At 71.2% G+C, this 15353-nt stretch carries 16 protein-coding genes; 2 read left to right on the forward strand and 14 right to left on the reverse strand.

All coding sequences use genetic code 11. The features are described 5' to 3' along the window. Positions 1-79: 79 nt before the first annotated feature. From LL239_RS02130 to LL239_RS02150, 5 genes are all read right to left on the reverse strand, one after another. Positions 80-1555: a C-glycoside deglycosidase beta subunit domain-containing protein gene (locus LL239_RS02130; protein ID WP_228161786.1), complete on the reverse strand. Its 1476-nt coding sequence runs from the start codon at positions 1553-1555 to the stop codon at positions 80-82. An 11-nt stretch (positions 1556-1566) separates the two neighbouring features. Next, positions 1567-2751, reverse strand: coding sequence for a GDSL-type esterase/lipase family protein (locus LL239_RS02135; RefSeq protein ID WP_228161787.1), 1185 nt, complete (start codon positions 2749-2751; stop codon positions 1567-1569). A gap of 5 nt (positions 2752-2756) precedes the next feature. Further along, entirely contained in the window at positions 2757-4058 is a 1302-nt protein-coding gene (locus tag LL239_RS02140; RefSeq protein ID WP_228161788.1) for a C-glycoside deglycosidase beta subunit domain-containing protein, read from the reverse strand. Positions 4059-4278: 220 nt separating this feature from the next. Further along, a complete protein-coding gene (locus tag LL239_RS02145; RefSeq protein ID WP_228161789.1) occupies positions 4279-5580 on the reverse strand; it encodes an MFS transporter in 1302 nt (433 codons plus the stop codon). Between the two features lie 62 nt (positions 5581-5642). Beyond that, entirely contained in the window at positions 5643-6446 is an 804-nt protein-coding gene (locus LL239_RS02150; protein ID WP_228161790.1) for an SDR family NAD(P)-dependent oxidoreductase, read from the reverse strand. 82 nt (positions 6447-6528) lie between these two features. Here LL239_RS02150 and LL239_RS02155 point away from each other — a divergent pair, with 82 nt between their 5' ends. Continuing rightward, on the forward strand, positions 6529-7218 hold the full coding sequence (locus tag LL239_RS02155; RefSeq protein ID WP_228161791.1) for a GntR family transcriptional regulator: 690 nt from the start codon (positions 6529-6531) through the stop codon (positions 7216-7218). Positions 7219-7233: 15 nt separating this feature from the next. Here the strand turns inward: LL239_RS02155 and LL239_RS02160 are convergent, their stop codons facing one another. Further along, the gene (locus LL239_RS02160; protein ID WP_228161792.1) at positions 7234-7968 is read right to left on the reverse strand and encodes an SDR family NAD(P)-dependent oxidoreductase; all 735 of its coding nucleotides are present in this window, start codon (positions 7966-7968) and stop codon (positions 7234-7236) included. A gap of 83 nt (positions 7969-8051) precedes the next feature. On the opposite strand from LL239_RS02160, the gene LL239_RS02165 reads away from it, so the two are divergent. Next, positions 8052-8900, forward strand: a complete 849-nt coding sequence (locus LL239_RS02165) for an N-acyl homoserine lactonase family protein (protein ID WP_228161793.1) — start codon at positions 8052-8054, stop codon at positions 8898-8900. 13 nt (positions 8901-8913) lie between these two features. On the opposite strand, the gene LL239_RS02170 is transcribed toward LL239_RS02165, so the two are convergent. The 8 genes from LL239_RS02170 to pcaH all read right to left on the reverse strand — a co-directional run bounded on the left by LL239_RS02170 (position 8914) and on the right by pcaH (position 15342). Next, entirely contained in the window at positions 8914-10065 is a 1152-nt protein-coding gene (locus LL239_RS02170) for a serine hydrolase domain-containing protein (protein WP_228161794.1), read from the reverse strand. Positions 10066-10126: 61 nt separating this feature from the next. Continuing rightward, complete coding sequence (locus LL239_RS02175) at positions 10127-11002, reverse strand: NAD(P)-dependent oxidoreductase (protein ID WP_228161795.1); 876 nt, start codon at positions 11000-11002, stop codon at positions 10127-10129. Then, complete coding sequence (gene pcaC, locus LL239_RS02180) at positions 10995-11384, reverse strand: 4-carboxymuconolactone decarboxylase (protein WP_228161796.1); 390 nt, start codon at positions 11382-11384, stop codon at positions 10995-10997. Before pcaC (LL239_RS02180) ends, LL239_RS02175 begins: the two co-directional genes overlap by 8 nt. A gap of 111 nt (positions 11385-11495) precedes the next feature. Then, entirely contained in the window at positions 11496-11903 is a 408-nt protein-coding gene (pcaC, locus tag LL239_RS02185; RefSeq protein ID WP_228161797.1) for a 4-carboxymuconolactone decarboxylase, read from the reverse strand. Next, positions 11900-12664, reverse strand: a complete 765-nt coding sequence (locus LL239_RS02190; protein ID WP_228161798.1) for an alpha/beta fold hydrolase — start codon at positions 12662-12664, stop codon at positions 11900-11902. The genes pcaC (LL239_RS02185) and LL239_RS02190 overlap by 4 nt, the downstream gene beginning before the upstream one ends. Beyond that, on the reverse strand, positions 12661-13986 hold the full coding sequence (locus tag LL239_RS02195; protein ID WP_228161799.1) for a lyase family protein: 1326 nt from the start codon (positions 13984-13986) through the stop codon (positions 12661-12663). Before LL239_RS02195 ends, LL239_RS02190 begins: the two co-directional genes overlap by 4 nt. Continuing rightward, a complete protein-coding gene (gene pcaG, locus LL239_RS02200) occupies positions 13976-14533 on the reverse strand; it encodes a protocatechuate 3,4-dioxygenase subunit alpha (protein ID WP_228161800.1) in 558 nt (185 codons plus the stop codon). Before pcaG ends, LL239_RS02195 begins: the two co-directional genes overlap by 11 nt. After that, the gene (pcaH, locus tag LL239_RS02205; RefSeq protein ID WP_228161801.1) at positions 14530-15342 is read right to left on the reverse strand and encodes a protocatechuate 3,4-dioxygenase subunit beta; all 813 of its coding nucleotides are present in this window, start codon (positions 15340-15342) and stop codon (positions 14530-14532) included. Before pcaH ends, pcaG begins: the two co-directional genes overlap by 4 nt. Between the last annotated feature and the right edge of the window lie 11 nt (positions 15343-15353).

Genomic DNA, 15353 nt, shown 5'->3' on the forward strand with positions numbered 1-15353 from the left:
CTCCTGCGCTGTCCTCACACGGACAAGACACAGCGAATCGACGTCAGCGCCGCCCCTCACCGTGGCACGAGGCGCTCCCTCACCCCGCCGGCACCGCCCGCATCGCCGAACGGATGAGGTCGTGCTGGCGCCGAACGAGCAGCAGCGGGTCGACCTCGCCGAGCTCGGCGAACGCGTGCCCCTCCCACTCGCTCGACCAGAAGCCGCGGTAGCCGCCCTCGACGAACACGCGCACGAGCTCGGGGTAGTCGATCGCCGGCTCCTGACCCTGATCGTCGATGTCGTAGAACTTCGCGTGCACGTGCAGGATCTGCGGCATGATGTCGGCCCACTCGCGCGGGTCGACGTGCCCGTGCATGTTGAACGCGAGGTGCGCGAATGCGCCGAGGCGTCCGGGGTCGAAGTCCCGTCCGCGCAGGTAAGCGAGGAACTCCTGCTGGCGCGCCTGCATGGTGGCATCCGTCGCCCAGATCTCCTGCAGACGGGCGACCGCCTCGTCGTCGAGACCCGCCCGGCGCACGGCCCGCAGCAGCGTCGGCGACATCGCGTGCATGGTCGAGGAGAAGTCGGCGACGAAGCCCAGCAGCGGCGAGTCGAGCTCCGCGTAGGTCTCCCGCACGCGCAGGATCGGCTCGGCGTTCGGGCCCATCGGCGCGTGGATCTCGTACGCGAGCTTCAGTTCGAGCTCCTCGGCGATCGGCAGCAGCCGGCGCAACAGGTCGGGCTTGGCCGACTGGATGCGCACGAGGGGGAACCCGAGCTTCTTCGCCCCCTCGAACATCAGCGTCGAGAAGGCGAACTCCTCGTCCGGCGTCATGTCGCGATCACGGCGGCGCCCCATGTCGAGGTTCGCCCCGAACGAGCTGGCGACGAACCCGTGCCGGTCGAACGCGTCGCGCCACGTGCGCACGAAGTCGTCGCCGACGACGGGATAGGTCGGCACCATCTGGGATGCCACGATCTCGATGCCCGGCCCGATGCCGAGCTCCGCCACGCGGTCGAGCAGCCCGTCGAAGTCGTACCACCCGGCGCGGAACTCCGCGCTCGCGGAGTAGAGCGTCAGCCCCAGCTGGAACGGGTCGTCCGCGACGGCGGGAGGCGGGGGCGCCACCTCGTGCACGAGCGCCGGGGGAACGGCATCCGCGTCGACGACGGTCAGGGTCTTCACGTCGTGGACGACGTTCGGCACGTACATGCCCGGTCCGCCGTCCTGCCCGGGCGCGATCTGCATGTACGGCAAGCGCAGCTCGCCGTGCAGGACGACGTCGTGGGTCTCGCCGAGCGCGAGGGGCTCGGCGCGGCGCGCGACCAGCAGTGGATGCCGCTGGAGGAACCACAGCGTCTCGCTCTGCTCCGGCAACTCGTCGAGCCGGTAGGAGCGGTCGCCGTACTCGAACCGGAGGTCGTCGGCATCCACCCGCTCTCCGTCGACGGTGAGCTCGAGAGCGGACACGGACGAGAGCCAGAGGCTCCGGTACCAGGGGATCGTGAGGCGCAGCGCGAGCCCGTCCGGGTGGGGGCGGAGGCTGTCGTCGTGGATGAGTCCGTTGGGCATGGCGGGGTCCTTCAGGTCTGGCCGACGGCCGGGGTCGTGGAACGGGATGCCTGCGCCACCCAGCGGGCGACGGTCGGAGAAGCGGCGAAGCGCTGGGCCATCAGCCGGTAGCCGGCCGGGCTCGGGTGCAGGCCGTCCGGCAGCTCGGCGAGGTCCGCGTCGCCGAACAACTCGAGCCCGTCGAGGTAATGGAGGGCCGGGTCGTCGGCCGCGCGCAGCGCGACGATGTCGCGCAGGATCTCGCGCACCGCCCGCAGGGTGAGCGGGGGGTCGAAGATGTCCGGGGTCGTCACCGGAGTCCCCCGGCGCTGCCCCGTCGCGGGATCGGTGACCGTCGGCCCCGGGGTGTCCTCGTGCATGGGGCAGATGATCGGCGAGACGACGAGGATCGGCGTGTCCGACGACCCCTCGCGCAGGGTGTCGAGGAACCCGTGCACGGCGGGGATGAACGTGCGCCGCTTCATCGTGTCGCCGCCGACGATGTTGATGCCGATCTTGAGGCTCCACAGGTCCGCGCCCGAGTCGCGCATCGCACGGGCGGTGAACGGGTCGAGGTGGGCGTTCGCGGCGAAGCCGAGGTTGGTCACGTCCAGGCCGAGGTCGCTGGCCGCCCTGACCGGCCACACGCCCAGCGGGGTGTCCGCCTCGATGCAGTGGCTGATCGAGCTGCCGTGGTGCCACCAGCGCAGCTGACCGGAAGGAGCCGCGGGTCGCAGCGGCGCGTCCGCGCGCACGTCGCGGAGCTGCACGGTCTCGGTCTGCGGCAGCCACACCGTGACGCGGCGCACGGTCATGCCGTCGCCGCCCAGCTCGCCGCGCACCACCGCCGGCTGACCCCGTTCGAAGCGCGGACCGCCGGGCTCGGCCAGGTGCATCTTCGATCCCCCGGTGACACGCGCCTCCCCGACCGGGTGCCCGTCGACCATCCAGGAGAACACCGACCAACGGTCGCCGCCCGGGATCCAGGGGAGGAACAGGCCGGTGGTCTCGACCGTCACCTCGATCCAGGTCGCGGCGGTCTCGAACTCCAGGCGGACACCGGATGCCTGTTCCGAGGCGATCCGCATCCAGTCCGAGTCCATCTGCGGGCGGACGCGCCGCGGCAGGCGAAGGGGCGTGAGACCGTCGGCATCCTGTTCGATGTCGACGGCCCCGCGCACGCTCGCCCGCAGGAGCTCGCGCGTGCTTTCGTCCACGGTGCTCAGAGCCGGTCGGCGATCTGACGGATGAGCGAGTGCTGGCGGCGCACCTGCTCGATCGAGCGCCAGGGTTCGCGCTCGCCCTCATACTCGCTCGAGAGGTAGCCGGTGTAGCCGGCGTCCTTCAGCGCACGCAGCACGGGCTCCCACGGGATCTGCTTGTCGTCGAGCTCCTCGTCGATGTCATGGAACTTCGCCTGGATGAACACGACGTTGTCGATGACGTCGAACACGTCGGCGGGGTCGACGTGGATGCCGTCGAGGAACGCCGGACGCTGGCCCGGCAGTTCGCCGGGCTTGAGCGGAATCGGGCGGTCCTGGAAGATCCCGGTGTCCAGCAGCAGCCCGAAATGCTTCGTGCCGGTGCGGCGGATGAGGGCGATGTAGTCGTCGACGACCTCGTGCTTGATCGGGGTCGGGGAGTGGATCTCGGGGCAGATGATGACGTCGAGCTCCTCCGCGAGCGGCAGGGAGGCCTCGACCGCCTCGGTCCAGATCGGGTGCGGGATGAGGTCGCTCGAGACGACGCCGATCTTCGGCCGCACGAACCGGAACCCGAGTCGCTTCGCGAGCCGCAGGTCGCGCTGCAGCGCCGCAGCCCCTTCTTCGACCGTCATGTCGCGGCCGTTCGGGCCACTGGAGTGCAGCCGCGTGTCGATCCACGAGCCGTAGTTCGTCGGCTCCAGGCCGTACTTCTGCAGCAGCGCGAACCACTGGTCGACCCATTCGTCGGAGGGGTTGGGGTAGTTCGGGATGTGCGCCTCGCCGAGGATCTCCAGCCCCGTCGCGCCGATGTCGGCGATCGACGCCATCGCGGTCTCGAGGTCCATCACGGTGCCGAAGTCGCTCATGTAGCTGTACAGGGAGACGCCGTACTGGAACGGAGCTCCGGATGCCTCGGGCGCGAGCGTGACGTGCTTGGTGACGCGGTAGGTGCTGGGCTGGTGCTCCTGCGGGATGTAGGACATCCGCAGCCGCAGCTCGATCGACAGCTCGTGCACGCCGTCGGGGAGACCGCCCGGAAGCGGCACGGTGACGATCGCGGCGTCCTCGAGCGGCCAGCGTACGCCGTCGCCGTCCCACAGCTCGGCGAGCGTGTACTGCTTCCCCTGGAGGGTCCACAGCGGCACGTCGGGCGCGACGTCGACCAGGCCGGGGATGCTGACGCCGATGCCGTCGATCAGCGAGGCCGCCATGCCGCGGTAGGACGGCATCCGCACGCGGAACTGGAAGCCGGTGATCTCGCCGCCCTCGCGGACGTTGCGGAATCCGACGGACTGGATGAGGTCTCTCTCGAGAAGCATCGTCGCTCCCTCTCTGTGGGGTTCGCTTCGACGCTACCCGCTTATGCCTTAATCAGACATAAGCGTTCCTGATCCTCCGCATCACGCCGCTCGTGCACGGGCAGGAGAACAGGGGATGTCCGAGAACAGGCCGATCCTGAGCGAAACGGCCTGTTCTGGCGGCATCCCTTGTCTCTGCTTCAGTCGCCGGCACCCGCGCACGGATGCGGACCGGCGACGATCACTGCACGCGGATACGACGGCTCGCCAGAACCGCTCCGATCCCGACGATCGCCAGGACCGACACGAGAGCGGTCAGGAGGTACGTCCCACCGTTCGCGGCGCCTACGAGACCCGTCGCGACCAGCGGCGCGAACCCTGCCGCGATGGTCGCCGCGAGCTGGTAGGACACCCCGACGCCCGTGAAGCGGTTGCGCACGGGGAACAGGTCGGCCATGTAGGCGGCGAGCGGACCCGTGATCATGGCGTTACCGATGGGCTGGAGGATGATGAAGGCCACGAGCACCGCGCCGAGGTTCGGCTGCGACAGCAGGGCGAAGGCGACCCACACGAGCACTCCGGTGACCACGAACCCGACGACCATCATCCGTACGCGACCGAACCGGTCGGAGAGCACGGCGAAGAAGAGGGTCGCGAAGATCGTGAGGGCGTTGCTCACCGTCAGCATCCACAGCGCCGGACCCTGCGCGTTGCCGTGGCCGATCGCGTACTGCAGCCCGAACGTCGAGGTCACCGACTGCAGGAAGAAGGGCGAGAGCGCCGTCAGCACGACCAGCAGGACGCTGAGACCGTTCTGCGAGAACGTCGACACCAGCGGCACGCGCGCGGTCTCGGCGGAGCGCTCGGCGGCCGCGAACTCCGGCGATTCCTTCACACCGAGGCGGACCAGGATCGCGACGATGACCAGAACGGCCGACGCAAGGAACGGGATACGCCAGCCCCAGGCCAGGAGCACGTCCTGCGGCATGAGCGAGACCAACGCGAACGTGAGCGTCGCGAGGACGGCACCACTGGGGCCTCCGCTCTGCACGACCGCGCCGGCGAAGCCGCGCTTCTTGGCCTGGGCGTGCTCGATGGACATCAGGCTCGCCCCGGCCCACTCCCCGCCGACGGCGAAGCCTTGGACGACGCGCAACGTCACCAGGAGCACCGCGGCGAGGCCCCCGATCGCTGCGGAGCCGGGGATCACGCCGATGCCGATCGAGGCGATGCCCATGATGATCATCGTGACGACGAGCATCTGCCGCCGGCCGAGTCGGTCACCGAAGTGACCGAACACCACGGCGCCGACCGGTCGGGCGATGTATCCGGCCGCCAGCGTCACGTACGACAGCACGACACCCAGCGCCGGATCGATGCCCGAGAAGAACACCGCCGGGAAGACGATGGCGGATGCCGTGGAGTAGATGACGAAGTCGTAGAACTCCAGCGTGGCGCCCAGATAGCTGCCGAGGGCGGCCCGACGGGCGTCCCGCGGATTCTTCGCGACGTCGGGATGGACGGTTGCCGGTGCGGTGGACATGGCTCTCCTTCGAGCAGGGGTGGGTCGGTCGTGTCGGGACGGGGCGCGCGGGTTGGGGCCGCTCACTCGGACGAGAAGGAAGCGAGGATGCGGTCAGACCGCTCTCGCGGGCGGAATGCGAGTTCGGGATGCGTGACGACGTACAGCTGCCCGGCATCCACACCCCGGAGGATGCGATCGGCGGCCTCGGCGGGCTCGATCATGTGGTCGACGATGGGGCCGCGCAGCTCGGCGTCCGCGAGTGCGTACGTTCCGTTCGCGTCGCGATGCCGGGCACTGGTGTTGATGTTGGTGCGGATCGGGCCCGCCAGCACCGCGGACACGGCGACACCGTCGGGTGCGTCGGCCATCTCCGCGGCGAGCACCTCGCTCAACGCCAGCACGCCCGCCTTCGCCGCCGCGTACGCTCCGAGACCGGGCACCGGCGCCACGGCCGACATCGAGCAGGTGTTGACGATGCGCCCGCCCCGCGCGCTGCCCCGCAGCGACGGCAGGAACGACGTGATCCCGTTGATGACCCCGTGGAGGTTCACGCCGAGCATCCACGCCCAGTCGTCGGAGGTCATGCGGTCGAGGGGCCCGTGCGAACCGACCCCGGCGTTGTTGAACAGGTCGTCGACCCCTCCGAAGCGCTCGAGCGCGAACGCGTGCAGCGCGGCGACCTGCGTCGGGTCGGCGACGTCGCAGGCGAAGGCGACACCGCCGACGCGCTCGGCGACCGAGGACGCGGCTGCCGCATCGATGTCGGACACCACCACGCGATGACCTCGGGACGACAGCGCCGCCGCGAGCGCGGCACCGATGCCCGAGCCGGCGCCGGTGACGACGGCGACGCGGCTCTCGCCGTCGGGGTGCTGCTGGGCCACGATGCCTCCAAGCTGTCTGACAGACTGATAGTAGGTGAGCTGCTCAACCGACGCAAGACGCGATACGCCTATGCTGACTCGCATGGAACTCGCGCCCGGCGCATCGATGGCTGTCACGCGGCATCCCACGATCCGGGATCAGATCGCGAACTCCCTTCGGCGCGCGATCGCCGATCTCGAGCTCAAGCCCGGACAGCTCCTCATCGAACGCGAGCTGACCGAGCGGACGGGTGCAAGCCGGCCGTCGGTGCGCGAGGCGCTCCGACAGCTCGAGGCCGAGGGTCTCATCGAGTCGCGCAACGGCCGGGGAACGTATGTCCGCGTCCTGAGCCTGGGGGAGGCTCGGGACGTGTACGAGGTCCGCGCGCAGCTCGAGGGGCTCGCCGCGCGCCTGTTCTGCGAGCGCGCCGACGAGCCCACCCGGGCACGGCTGGCGGCCGCGCTCGAGGCCCTCCGCACCGCGACGGACGCCAGCGAGGACCACCGGGCCATCCTCGAGGCGCAGTCCGAGTTCTACCGCACGCTGTTCCACGGGGCGGGCAACCCCGTCCTCGACCGCACGATCCAAGGGCTCCAGGTGCGCGTCGCGCAGCTGCGCGCCCTGACGCTGGGCGTCGCCGGCCGCGACCGCGCCTCCCTCGCCGAGTTCGAGAGTCTGCACCGGGCGATCGAGTCGGGCGACCCGGATGCCGCCGAGCGCGAGGCCGCGGCCCATGTCCAGGCTGCCGCGCGCGCGATGACCTCGGCGCACGACCTGCTGCCCCCGAGCTGAGCCGGCGCGAGGCCGTCAGAGGCCGCCGTCGACGTGGAGCAGATGCCCCGTGACGAACCCCGCATCCGGTGCGAGGAGGAAGGCGACGGCCCCGGCGATGTCCTCGGGTGTGCCGAGGCGCCGCAGCGCGGTCATGCCCCGCCGGATCTCGTAGCCTGCGTCGTCGACGACCTCCCGGGCGCCGGGCGTGGGCACGGCGCCGGGCACGATGGCGTTGACCCGGATGCCGTCGACTCCCAGCTCGCGCGCCGCCTGCAGCGTCATGCTCGCGACCGCCCCCTTCACCGCGGAGTACGCCGAGCTCCCGTCGAATCCGCGCGTCGCCGCTGGCGACGACACGTTCACGATCGCACCGCCGCCTTGTTCGCGGAAGTGGGGCAGAACGGCCTGCGTGGTCCAGAACGCCGCCTTCACCCCGATCCCGAACATGCCGTCGAGCACCTCCTCGGTCATCTCGCCGATCGGGGCGTACCGCACCCACATCGCGTTGTTGACCACGGCATCCACACTCCCCCGTCGCGCGATCACGCCCGCGACGAGGTCGGCCACCGCGGCGCGGTCGGTGACGTCGGCCCGCACCGCGTCCACGCTGTCCGCGCCCAGCTCGCGCTCGAGTCTCTCGACGCCCTCGAGGTCGCGGTCCACGGCGACGACGCACCAGCCGTCCGCGACCAGTCGACGCGCGATGGCTTCGCCGATGCCGCGTCCCGCGCCCGTCACCAGTACGACCCGCTCGCTGTGCGCGGTCATGTGGACTCCTTCCGTCGGGATCGCGCCACCGCGCGGATCCGTGGCTGTCTGATAGTCCGATAGGCCGGCGATAGGATGCGGTGATGATCCCCGCGGCCCCCTGTCTCGCCGACGCCGCCGTTGCGCTGTGCGCCGCCGGCGGGGAGACCTGGGAGGTCCTGGCGGTGCGCCAGGGCAGCCTGCTGACGCGACGATCGCACGTGTTCCTCAACCACGACGTCTACGGCGAACCCGACGGACCACTGCTCATGACCTACTCGTTCTGGGTCCTGCGCAACGCCGGACGTGTGGTCCTCGTCGACGCGGGCATGTCCGAGAACGGCGCCCGTTCCCGCGGGCGCGAATACGAGAGGTCCACCACCGCCGCCCTCGCCGGACTCGGCATGACCCCCGACGACGTCTCCGAGGTCATCGTCTCCCACGCCCACTACGACCACATCGGCGGGCTGTCCGAGCTCTCCGGGCGGCCGGTGACGATGGCGGCAGCGGAGTACGCGTTCTGGGGCACCGACCGGTCGCGCCGCCCGCTGCTGCGCAGCGTCGTCGACGAGGTCGACCTGGAGCACCTGGATGCCGTGCGCGCCGCGGGCCGCCTGACCCTCGTCGAGGGCGTCCACGAGGCAGCCCCGGGCATCGTGCTCCTGCCGGCGCCGGGCCACACTCCCGGCGAGCTCGCCGTGCTCGTACGCACGACGACGGGGGTGGTGATCCTGGCGTGCGACGCGGTCCACCTCGACGAGGAACTCGATCGCGACATGCCCTTCCGCCACCAGACCGACCTCCTCGAGATGTACGAGACCCTCGAGATGATGCGGGCCCTGCGAAACCACCCCGCCGTAACCGCGATCGTCAGCGGTCACGACGGCGCCGTCGCGTCGCGGCATCCGTCGCGGGCCGGGTCCGAGCACGTCACGGTCATCGCCGAACGCTGAAGGGCACGCGCGGTCAGACGACCGCCGCGGCGACCATGTCGGACAACCGCTGGTAGCGCGCGATGTTGTCGGACTGCGTGAGGAGCCCCGCGCTCAGGCCGACGAACGAGACGTCGGAGACGGGGTCGACCCACACCAGCCCGGTCCCCGCTCCGTAGTTCCCGAACGTCGAAGGGCTGGTCAAGGTACCGAGCTGAGTAGTGAACATCCCCTCGCCCCGCACGTTGAACCCCAGGCCCAGGTGCGCCGGAGGCACCGCGTCGCCGTTGCGAAGGGCGACGGTGCGGTAGAGCTCGTTCGGCATGTCTCCCGTCCACACGGTGCGGGCGAGTTCGATCATGCGCGGCGACAGGATCCGCACGTCCCCCGCGCTGCCTCCGCGGCGGAGCATCTCCATGAACCGCTGCAGGTCCCCCGTCGTCGAGGCCGAGCCGGCCCATACCGCCTCGTTGCGCTCGGCCGTGTAGAGGCCGTAGTCGCCGGGGCTGGTCCGCGACCGCGACGTGATCGGCAGGACGCCACGCATCTCCGGCACCGCGTGGCGTTCGCGCATGTGGGGAAGGATGCCGAGGTTGGTGTCGGTCATCCCGAGGGGCTCCCACAGGTCCTCGCGCAGGATGCGCCCGATGTCCCGTCCCGCGGGATCCGTGCGTCGCAGCACCTCGCCCAGCAGAACGTGACCCGCCATCGGGGCGTAGTCGCAGCGCGATCCGGGCTCGACCGCCCCGTGGACGTGGGCGACGACGGCGGCGACGGACTCCTCGAGCTCCTCCAGCAGCATCCCGGGCACGGGCTCCCAGACCCCGGGCATCCCGGTGGTGTGGGTCAGGAAGTGGAAGATCGTCGCGCGGTCACGCGGACGCCCGGCGAACTCGGGCACGATGTCCACCATCGGCGTGGTCAGGGCGAACCGCCCGAGCTCGACCGCGCGCAGGACGAGCACGTTGACGAACGCCTTCGTGATCGAGAAGACGCTGAACACCGTGTCGGTGCGGATGGGGCGCGTGCCCGCCTGGTCCGCGTGACCCAGGGCCAGATCGAGAACCGTCTCGCCGCCCCTGGCGACCTTGATGGCCGCGCCGAAATACCGGCCGCGGTCGATGTCGGCCTGCACCACGCGCTCGATCTCGCGCAGACGCGCGGCATCCATTGCAATGTCGCCCATGTTTCCTCTTCCTCGAGTTGTTCCGGCCCGCGGGCCGCGTATCCGTGACCTTGGCCGGTCGTCAGCGGGATCGCGCCGCGGCGGCATCCCGCAGCCAGCGGACGATCTCGGTGTGGTCCGCGTCGGCGGGCAGGCTCTCGCGCGCCTCGGCCCAGCGCTGCACGGCGGCGTCGCCGAGTTCGACCGGCATCCCGAGGCGGTGACCCAGATCGCTCGCGATCCGCATGTCTTTGAGCATCAGCGCCAGGCTGAAGCCGGAGTCGAACGTGCCGGGCAGGACGAAGTCCGGCCACTTCTTCTGGGTCGAGCCGCTCCGACCGCTGGAGGTGTTGATGGCTTCGAGCATCGTGGCCGGGTCGAGGCCGAACCGCTCCCCGATCAGGACGGCTTCCGACGTCGCCCACAGGTGCGTCGCCGACAGCAGGTTGTTGAGGGCTTTGAGTGCGTGGCCGGCTCCCACCGGACCGACGTGGCGGACCGACCCGAGCGCACCGATGACGTCCGCGGCGCGCGAGGCGGCGGCGTCGTCGCCGCCCAGCATGATCGTGAGCGTCCCGGCGACGGCCCCGCCGACACCCCCCGAGACGGGCGCGTCGACGAGCGCGACACCCAGGGTCGCCAGGCGGTCGGCGACGGCCTGCGTGCGGGTGGGGGCCGAGGACGACATGTCCACGACGAGGGCCCCTTCGGGCAGCGCGGCCGCGAGCCCCCCGTCGAACAGGACCGCCTCCACGACGTCCGAGTCCGGCAGCATCAGGACGACGACCTCGGCGGCGGCCGCGGTGGCGCTGTCGACGGCCGTCCCGCCCGCCGCGGTCAACGCCGCGCGCGCGGCATCCACGGGGTCGTATCCGCGCACGAGGTGACCGGCGCGCACGAGGCGCGCGGCCATCGGCGCACCCATCTTGCCCAGACCGACGAACCCGACCTCAGTCATCGCTGGCGCGCAGTTCGTTCAGGGTCGCTTCGGCGATGCGGAACGACTCCAGGGCTGCCGGGACGCCGCAGTAGATCGCGGTCTGCATCAGCACTTCCTGGATCTCCTGCTCGGTGACGCCGTTCGCCACGGCGCCGCGCACGTGCACACTGAGCTCGTGTCCGCGATTGAGGGCGGTGAGCATGGCGAGGTTGATCATGCTGCGTGTGCGGTCGTCGAGACCGTCGCGGGTCCACACCGCTCCCCAGCAGTACTCGGTGACCAGCTCCTGCATGGGGCGGGCGAAGTCGCTGGCGGCCGCGAGCGAGCGCTCGACGTGCTGCTCGCCGAGCACCTTCTTCCGCTTGGCCAGGCCCGCTTCGTACAGTTCGTTGGTTGCCATGAGAACTCCGTCGGTCGTGATAGCTGTCAGACAGCTAGACACTAGCCGACGATCCTGAGCGGGACAACCGGATGCGGTCGACCACCGCACCGGTCGCCCGGAGGTTTCGACTCAGAGGGCGTCTTCGTCCGCGAAGACCTCGCTCGCGATGCGGAACGCCGTGTTCGCGGCGGGGACGCCCGAGTAGATCGCGGACTGCAGGATGACCTCGCGGATCTCGTCGACCGTGAGGCCGTTGCGCAGAGCGGCGCGCAGATGCATCGCGAGCTCCTCCTGGTGACCGTGCGCGATGAGCGAGCTCAGCACCGCGACCGAACGCGAACGGCGGTCGAGTCCCGGACGCGACCACACGTCGCCCCACGCGACGCGCGTGATGAAGTCCTGCCAGTCCGCGGTGAGCTCGGTCGCGGCGGCGGTCGCGCGGTCGACGTGCGCGTCCGAGAGCACCTCCCGGCGCACCGCCATGCCCTGGTCGTAGCGCTCGGCGTCGGTCAGTCCGGTTCCGTCGGGGCGGGTCATCGGGTCTCCTCGGGGGATGCGAAGAACGAGCGGAGCAGGGATGCCACGGCCTCCGGCTGCTCCGCGGGCGGCAGGTGTCCGGCGTCGTCGATGCGCACCGCGCGGCCGCGGGCGACGCCGTCCGCGATCTCGACGGCCTTCTCCTCGGGCGCGACGGCGTCGAACTCGCCCCAGGCGGCGAGCACCGGCACCTCGATCTCCCCGAGCGACGACCGCACGTCGTATGCGGCGAGCGCCTCGCAGCACCGGGCGTAGCTCCCGTCGTCGGCGTCCTGCAGGGCGTGGAGCAGCCGACCGGTCAGCTCGGGGCGGCGGGCGACGGAGTCGGGCGCGAACCACCGCTGCGCCGAGGCGATGATGAGGCTCGACGTGGACTGCGACCGCGCCTGCGCGGCCCGGTCGATCCAGGCCTGCGGTTCGCCGAGCTTCGCACCGGATGCCACGATCGCGGCCGCCCGCAGCCGGGATCCGTGGCGCAGCGCCAGCTCGAGCCCCGTCGCGCCGCCGAGAGAGACCCCCGCGTAGAAGAACGTCTCGTCCGCGACGGCCGCGGCCACGGCATCCGCGAGATCGGCGACGGTGAACGGCTCGGTCGCGACGGGACCGACGCCGTGGCCGGGGAGGTCCCAGGCCGAGACGCGGTAGTCATCGGCCAGAAGCGGCACGACGTCTTCCCACAGGATCGTGGACGTGCCGAGCGAAGGGCCCAGCACGACGAGAGGGGCGTCGGCGGGTCCGACGGGGGCGGTGAGCGCGATCATCGGGGGTCCTCCGTGCGAGCCAGGCGTGGCGCGAGCCCGACGTATCCCGCCGGGTCGAGCAGCGCATCCAGATCGAGGTCGCGGGTCTCGGGCAGTGCCCGCAGCGCCTCGCCGAGGTCGCCGTCGCCGCCGACGAGCGCCGCGAAGCGGTCCGCCCCGATCAGCGGGACGAGCACGCCCCGCAGGCGCTCGCTGACGATCCGGCCGCCGGTGAGCGCGAGGTTCCGGGCCACGGCATCGGTGTCGATCCGCAGGTGCGCCGCGAGCGAGGACGCGTGCCACGCGGCCCCGAGCGCGAGCCGCAGCAGCTCCCGCAGCGTCGGCCATTCGGCGTGCCAGGCGCCGTCGGGGCGCTCGTCGACGGCGAGTGCGGATGCCAGGTGCAGCGTCGCTGTCAGCTGCGGCGCGCGCAACGCGGCGGAGCGGATGAGAACCGCCTCGGCCGGGTTCTGCTTCTGCGGCATCGCCGAGGACCCGCCGCCGGTGCCCTCGGAGATCTCGCCGATCTCGGTGCGGCTGAGGGTCGCGACATCGGCGGCGAACGTGCCGACAGCGTCGATCGCCTGCGCGAGCGCGTCGCCGAGCTCGGTCACGGGCCAGCGCGTGACGTGCCACGGGGCGTCGGGCACATCGAGTCCCGCGGCCTCGGCGTACGCCGCGGGCAGGGCGGCCGCGGCATCCACCGATCCGGCGATCTCGACGAAGGACGCCAGGGTCCCCGCGGCCCCGCCGAGCTGCGCGGGGAAGACGAGCGCGTCGAGCCGCTGAACCGACCGGAGGATGCCACGCTCCCACGCCGCCGCGCGGGCACCGACGGTCGTCGGCACGGCGTGCTGCGTGAGCGTTCGGGCCGCCGCGACGGTGTCGGCGTGCGCCTCGGCGAGCGCGCGCAGCCACTGCCCGGTGTGGGTGAGGGAGGCGATCACCTGCTCCACCGCGGCACGGGCGACGATCATCGTCGCGGTGTCGAGGATGTCCTGGCTCGTCGCACCGCGGTGGATCCATGGTCGACACTCGGTGGGGACGCGGCCCTTCAGCTCGCCGACGAGCGGGATCACCGGATTGCCGCCGGCCACCGCCGCGGCCGCGAGCGCATCGAGGTCGATGCCCAGCGAGGGCGAGCCGTACTTCTCGTCCAGGCCGAACGCGTGGTCGACCGCGACCGTGATCTCGCGGGGGGCGATCCCCCGGTCGGCGTAGGCCGTGACGAGCGCGCATTCCGCGCGGACGAGCGCGTCCAGGTACGCCCGATCCGAGACGAGGATGTCGTGACCGACGGTCGCCGGCGAAAGGAGCCCGGCGTCGAGGGGGTCAGAAGGCAAGGAAGACCGTCTCCTTCTCGCCCTGCAGTCGGATGTCGTGGTGGAGGTGTCCGTCGGGCGTACGCGTCGCCACGAGGCTAGCGCGCTCGTCCGCGTCGAGCGAGGACAGCAGCGGGTCGGCGGCGAGCGCCGCGTCGTCGCCGGGGACGTAGATGCGGGTGTGCAGCTTGTTCGGAAGGCCCCGGGCGAACACGATCGCCGCGAAGAACCCGGGCCGCCCCGCGGATGCCCCGGGCGTGCGCGTCCAGAACTCGTAGTGCCCCTCGTCGTTCGTGAACGCGCGGCCGAAACCGGTGAACGTGTGGTCGTCACGGCGGAACGCGCCCCGCGCACGGGGCACCGAGCCGTCGGCATCCGGCCCGAAGATCTCGACGAGCGCGTCGGGGATGGGGGCTCCCGCGCCGTCGAACACGGTGCCCGACAGCACGATCGCGCCCGGCGAGTGCGGGAAGACGACCTCGTGCTGCTTCGGGAACTCCAGACCGTAGGCGAAGAACGGGCCGACCGTCTGGCCGGGGGTGGGGCGGTGGGTCTTCGGTGGGATCATGCGTCGCCCTCCTGCTCGAAGTACGTCTGGTCGGGGCCGTCGACGACGATGTCGAAGCGGTAGCCGGTCGCCCACTCGGGAGAGGTGAGGTCGTGGTCGTAGACGCCGACGAGGGCGTCGCGGTCCTTCTGCCGATGGATGCTGTTGTAGATCGGGTCGAGCGCGAACAGCGGGTCGCCGGGGAAGTACATCTGCGTCACGAGGCGCTGCGTGAAGGACGTCCCGAACACCGAGAAGTGGATGTGGGCCGGCCGCCAGGCGTTCCGGTGGTTCTTCCACGGGTACGGACCCGGCTTGATCGTCGTGAACGCGTACTCGCCCGCGTCGTTCGTGATCGCGCGCCCCGCGCCGGTGAAGTTCGGGTCGAGCGGGGCGGGGTGCTGGTCGCGCTGGTGGATGTAGCGCCCGGCGGAGTTGGCCTGCCAGATCTCGATGAGCTGGTTCGCCAGCGGCCGCCCCCACGAGTCGAGCAGCCGACCGCGCACCGTCATGCGCTCGCCGAGCGGCTCACCGGCGTGCTGGAGAGTGAGGTCGGACTCGATCGCCGCGACGTCACGCTGCCCGAACGCGGGCGAGAACAGCTCGATGGTCTCGGGGTCGACGAGCTTCGGGTTCTTCGTGGGGTGGCGCAGGACGCTCGACCGGTACGCGGGGAAGTCGTACGCGGTCGCCGGCAGCTTCTCGCCCGCGGCCTCGCGGGCCTCGAGTGCGGCATGGGCGGCCTGGATCTCGCGGGTGATTTCGTCCTGCGTCGCCTGGTCGGGGGCGGCGAGGAGCGACTCGGGCGCGGCGGCGGGGGTGCGGGTCATCGGGTCTCCTT

Source organism: Microbacterium testaceum (genome assembly GCF_020781835.1).
GTDB lineage: Bacteria > Actinomycetota > Actinomycetes > Actinomycetales > Microbacteriaceae > Microbacterium > Microbacterium testaceum_H.